We start from the raw sequence: 5,945 nt of genomic DNA, 5'->3' as shown, positions 1-5,945 counted from the left end.
GTCGCTTCCTGACAAAAGGGCATGTCAACGTAGAGGCAGAAACCATCCTGCTGGCAATGGCACATAACATTTTTAAATTGCATTGCAAAATACAGGCACAGCGATTAGGCGTGCACCTCATCCAAGTTGCGGCAGCAGCCTGAAACAGAACAGTGCAAAAAACGAGGCGATCGGTGACCGCCTGTTTCTTGTACTGTTTTTTATGCCATGATTATCGCCAGTGTCAGATGACCGTGATTGAGGTCAAAGAAAACGGGGCTATCCGCACGAAAATGCTTTCGTGAGACAGCCCCTTCGTGCACGCGTTACGACACAGATGCCGCACACGGCGAGAGCACTGACTGAGCGCGCTCCCCTATATCAAATTTCCCAAAAACCGTGGCTGCCGACGAGGGCAGCCCACATCCCCGCGCGACCGCAGGGAACGAAGCAAACGAAGCAAACTCCGCGCAGACACCCTTCCCACAGATGCCACGCACCGCTCACGCTCCTCCGCTGATCGCGTCAGCCAAGTACGCCTGAGCATCATGCGCCATAGGGCTCCCACACCCCAGCGCTCGTTTCTTTGGCTCTATTGTACATCACACCGTTGACAACGTCAACCAAGTATGACTAGTTCCTTTTTCCTATATATTCATCTGCAATTTATTTCCACATGCAGGGCGCGGCTGTGTATGATATAATGAAACAAATCACCTTGGCAACAAGACTCCATGTTACCTCACATGACAAACTGACAGATGCAGCGCAAGCCTCAATGCAAGCGCGCCGCACCGACAGCGCCTGCCTGTCGCCGCGTACCATCATCCGTGCCCGAAAGAAAGGAGACCACCATGCAAGACCTAGAACTCATCGCTTTCCAAATCATCTCCAACGTTGGCTCCGCGCGCAGCGCATTCGTCAACGCCATCCGCGCGGCCAAGGCCGGCGACTTCGCGCGCGCGGAAAAGCTCATCGAGGAAGGCGAGACCGACTTCCTTGCGGGCCACAAGGCGCATCAGCAGCTCCTCACCGATGAGGCCGCCGGCACCGCCGCCCCCGTCACGCTGCTGCTCGCCCACGCCGAGGACCAGCTCATGAGCGCCGAGGCCTTCAAGATCCTCGCACGCGAATTCATCGACCTCTACCAGCGCGTCGAGGAAAAAGCGCCGCGCTGACCGCCAGGCGGCATGCGCCCAGTCTGAACTAAATTTCATTTTTTGTACTATGCTTTTATTGTCTGTCCAATCTGCTCCTGTTATAATCTTTACATCTTTCGTAGGAATTTGAAAGGAGCAGATTTTTATATGAAACTCGCATCGAATATGAGAGCCATGCGCGTCGGCAGACGGATCCTCCTGCAGATTCTCCTGCTCGTCGCCGTCGTCTCGGCGCTTCTTTCCGTCGCGTCCTTTTTAGAAAACCGCAACGCCATGCTCACGAACACGCAGGACATGCTCACGGCGCGCGCGGGCGAGAGCGCCAAGACCATCGCCGCCACCATCGAAAACAAGCGGTTCATCCTGAAGAACATCGCCACGCTCCCCGCCGTCCAGTCCCGCGACTGGGCACAGCAGCGTCCCGTCCTGCTCCAGCAGGCGAAAGACTGGGGATTTGAGAACATCTTTTTCTTTACGACGGACGGCCACGGATGCTATCCTGACACGAACGAGATCAAGGATCAGTCGAAAGAGCCGTTCTTCGATATGATCAAGGAAAAACAGGAGTTTGTCACCGAGCCCTTCATCCGCGAGAACGAGGGCGACTCCATCACGACGCTCATCGTTCCTGTGAAATCGCCTGCTGGGAGCATCATCGGCTACCTCGGCGGCACCATCAAACTCGCCAGCATCAACGACACCATCCAGAGCATCGAGATTGGCCAGAAGGGCTACGCCCTCATCGCCAACGGCGACGGCCAGTACGTCGCTCACAAGGACATGCAGAAGGTCCTGCACAAGGAAACCCTGCACGACGAAGGGTCCAAGGAGGCCGACGCTCTCACAGCAGCCATCGCGCAGCACGCGCAGGGCATCGCTGACATGCAGCTCGCGGGTCAGGACGTCTACGCGGCCTACGCGCCCATCGACGGCACGACCTGGAACATCGTCCTCGTCGCCGACAAGGACGAGACGCTCGCAGGCGTCTATCACAGCGCGCGCGTCCAGGTGTTCCTCTTCTTCATCGCCGTACTCCTGAGCATTTTCGTCGCCCGCCTGATCAGCAGCACCATCGCCAAGGAACTCGGAGACGTCGGCCGCTTCGCCGCCGCGCTCTCCGACTATGACCTCGACTACCAGGGCACGCCGCGCAAGATGGACGAGTTCGGCGAGACCATCCTCGCCCTCAACGGAAGCACAAAAGCCATGAAGGGCGCCATCCAGAGCGTGCAGTCCCAGAGCAAGACCATCACCGTCTCCTGCGAGGAGATGGAGGAGAAATTCCAGCAGGCATCCGACGACGTCCAGCAGACAGCCGCCGCCACGGAGGAGATTTCCGCCACGATGAGCCAGTGCTCCACGACGCTCGACACCATCTCACGCATGGTGAAAAGCGTCGACGCCGACACCCAGCAGGCGACGGCGCACACGCAGAAGGCGCGCGGTCTCGCCGCGAAGATCCACGATGACGCCGCCGCCATGCAGCAGAAAGCCGACGCCTCCTTCCAGCACGTCAAGAGCGTCTCCGCCGAGTGCAGCACGCGCGTCCGCGGCGCACTCGAGCGCGTCAAGGTCGTCGAGGAGATCTCCACGATGGCAGAAAGCATCCTCGACATCTCCGAGCAGACGAACCTGCTCGCGCTCAACGCCGCCATCGAGGCTGCGCGCGCCGGTGAACAGGGCCGCGGTTTCTCCGTCGTCGCCGACGAGGTACGCAAGCTCGCAGAGGCCTCCGCGCGCACCGTCACGCAGATCCAGGCGGAGATCAAGGAGACCCTCGCCGCCGTCGAAGACCTCTCGAACGCCGCGAAATCCCTCCTCGCCGTCATGGAAAACGACATCCTCACGGACTACCAGGGCATGCTCACCGTCGCCGGATCCTATCAGGCCGCAGGCAGCGACGTCCGGGACATCTCGGAGAACTTCGGCAGACTCACCGACGGCATGGCCGCTTCCATGCGGGACGTCACAGAAAACATCGCGAGCATCGCGGAATCCGTCAACCAGGTCGCGCAGACCACGACGCAGATCGCGGAAAACATGACGGGCATCACCGACAAGAACGCCCAGATTGCCGATGCCGCACAGAAAAACAAGGCAGCGGCCGACGAACTCATGAAAGCCGCCAGCCGTTTCAAGACAGACAAATAAATCGCTCGACACAGCACAAAGCTACATGCACAAACGTCCACTTTGTGGACGTTGTGCGCCCGTCCTTGCAGTAAACTGCCGCCATGCGGCAGTTTTTTTCTGCCCAAAACAAAAACTGTGTACGGCGGCCAGACCGCCCATACACAGTTCTCTCTCAACAATATAAGTCTCACACCACTAGCGAAACTCAGAAATCATACGCCAGACCGAAGAACGGGCCCGTGAGCGAATAGTTCGCCTCATCGTCATCATGGTGCACATTGATATCGATCTTGCGATAGCCGAGGTTCACTCTCAGATAATCAACGGGACGATAGCGAAGTCCAGCCTCGAAATCATAGATGTGACCATAGCTCGCGAGTGGCAGGCCCTCGATATTGCCATAAATCTCAAGCCCTGCACCGAGCGGGCACTGCGCACCGATACCGAGCATCGGCACAGGTACCGTACCGCTCTCCGAAGCGCTCTGATGATACGCTGCCGCCTGGCCGCCCTCGTGCACCATCGCGTCGCCCGCGACCTTCACAGACATATGGATGCCCGTAATGCCGTAGCTCCAGTTCACAGAAGCTGCCGGCGTCTTCACGAGCGGATTCTTGATCGTGAGCTTCATGTAATCAAACTTGGAATCCGTCGCAACCTTGCTGTTCGCGTCGAACGTCTTGTTGTCAACAGTCAGCGTCCCATCCAGGCGCGCATTGCCCGTATTCTTGAGGTGGATCCAATCAAGCGTCGCACGACGATAGCGCAGGATGAGTTCCGGCGCCTTCTTGTCATCGATGCCGAGCGTATCCTTGACATTGACATTGCCGCCATTGTAGTCAATCGAGTCCGATTTCACATGCGCATGGAGCTTCGGCGCAAAATAACGCGCCTCCACCGACCAATCGCTATCCGCGACCGACTCCGCCGCACTCGTCACAGGATTCGCGAACGCCGTGGCCTGTACCGCACATGCCGCCAGCGCAGCCGCTGCAATCATCTTTTTCTTCATAGCTTCTTCAACCCTTTCTTCACTGCACATCCATGCAACAAGACTCCCCAAAGACGCCAGCTGCCTATGCATCTGGCATCTTCTTAAGAATAGCTAAGAAACCACCTTTTTGTCAAGGTGTTTTCCAAAATTCACCAAAAACATAAGACTATCGTCGTTATCCCTTGCTCGACGCCTCATCATAGACATCCTTGAGCAGCGTCTCCTTGCGCAGGGACAGACACTCGCAGCTGCGCTCGTCCGCCGCGACCGCGCGAATCGTATCGAGCAGGATCTCCCCGACCATCGGCGCATCGTCGTAGAAAATATCCGCCATCTTCTCATGCGACCAGGCGCGGCGGATGCCCTCGCCGTAATTCACCGTGAAATACAGCCCCGCGTAGCAGGCGCCGATCTCCCGCGCGAGATATACCTCCGGCGCGATGCTCTGGCCGACGATATCCGCATGGCCCGCCATCATCGCCACCTCCGCCGGACTCTCGAAATGACGTCCGTCCGTCACCGCGTACGTCCCGCGCGTGAAGATGCGCCCCTGAAAATGACGCCGCGTCGCCGCGATCAGCGCACGCCGCAGCTCCGGGCAGAGCGCGTCGCGCATGATGAGCAGATACCGCCCGTCGAGCATCACATCCTTGCGGCAGGAGAGATCGAGATAATCATCGGGAATCAAAAAATCCCGCAGATCGAGCAGCTTGTTCACCGTGCCCACGCCGCCCTCAGAAAGCACGCGCCGCACGCCCGCCTCCCGCAGCACCCAGAACACCTGCCGCGAAGCATCCGCCCGCGTCACCCCCGACCGCCAGCCATGCATCCGGCACGTCAGCACGCGTTTTTCCCCCACAGAGAAAAGCCGCATCGCCGGACTCTCCCCATAAGGCGTCTCGAAGCGCATCTCCTCCGCGAGGATCTTCACATCCTCATCCGGCAGATTCTTCGGAAAATCGCTCGAAAGCGTCCCCGAACCGCCAATCACCGCAAACTCCGCCGCGGGAATCTCATCTTTCCTCATCATCGATCTCATCCTCCATCCTTCTATCTAGTGTCATCCGCTCCGCCTCGGACTCCAAACAGCCTCGAACCGCTCCGTCTCGAACCTCTCCGTCTCGAACCTCTCCGTCTCGCCCCCCAGCAAGGGCGGCGATCATCGGACAGCGAACGCAGCGCGGAGCTTATTCGGAAGCACGACGAGCCTACTCGCTTCCTCTCCCTAAGGAAGCGCTGATTTATGGAGCCACGCATTCACTTAACCTTCCCTCAAGGGGCGCGTTAGCGTGGGATGCCAGTGACATCCCCGGGAGTACCGAGCGTAGCGATGGCGGAAGAGGTGTTTCGCCTCGAGTGATGATTTCCGGCGCAATCCCCCGTCGTGCAACACCTCTTCCACCGCTACGCGGTCCCCCTTCTCCTGAGGAGAAGGTATGTTCTCATCCACTCAACAGTAAGTGGTAAAATTCTTGCATTGATCAACGTTTCCCTAAAGTGCTGACGAGAGTTTCCGCGCGGAGTGAGTCGGCCGATGCCCACCGCCCGCTCCGCCTCGAACGCCAAACAGCCTCGAACCATTCCGCCTCGAACCTCAAAACGACCTCGAACCATCCTGCCTCGAACTTCTCCGCCTCGCCCCCCAACAGGGGCGGCGGGTATCGGACAGCGAACGCAGC

At 58.7% G+C, this 5,945-nt stretch carries 4 protein-coding genes; 2 read left to right on the top strand and 2 right to left on the bottom strand.

Annotated elements, in window-relative coordinates; all coding sequences use genetic code 11:
* Nucleotides 1-833: 833 nt before the first annotated feature.
* On the top strand, nucleotides 834-1,157 hold the full coding sequence (locus tag F599_RS0109655; protein WP_019543324.1) for a PTS lactose/cellobiose transporter subunit IIA: 324 nt from the start codon (nucleotides 834-836) through the stop codon (nucleotides 1,155-1,157).
* Nucleotides 1,158-1,286: 129 nt separating this feature from the next.
* A complete protein-coding gene (locus F599_RS0109650) occupies nucleotides 1,287-3,290 on the top strand; it encodes a methyl-accepting chemotaxis protein (RefSeq protein WP_019543323.1) in 2,004 nt (667 codons plus the stop codon).
* Nucleotides 3,291-3,477: 187 nt separating this feature from the next.
* On the opposite strand, the gene F599_RS0109645 is transcribed toward F599_RS0109650, so the two are convergent.
* Nucleotides 3,478-4,284, bottom strand: coding sequence for a porin family protein (locus F599_RS0109645; protein WP_019543322.1), 807 nt, complete (start codon nucleotides 4,282-4,284; stop codon nucleotides 3,478-3,480).
* A 157-nt stretch (nucleotides 4,285-4,441) separates the two neighbouring features.
* A complete protein-coding gene (locus tag F599_RS0109640) occupies nucleotides 4,442-5,293 on the bottom strand; it encodes an MTAP family purine nucleoside phosphorylase (protein WP_026327934.1) in 852 nt (283 codons plus the stop codon).
* Nucleotides 5,294-5,945: the final 652 nt, after the last annotated feature.

The organism is Selenomonas bovis DSM 23594 (assembly GCF_000381005.1).
GTDB lineage: Bacteria > Bacillota > Negativicutes > Selenomonadales > Selenomonadaceae > Selenomonas_C > Selenomonas_C bovis.
This window is presented reverse-complemented; position numbering and strand designations above follow the sequence as displayed.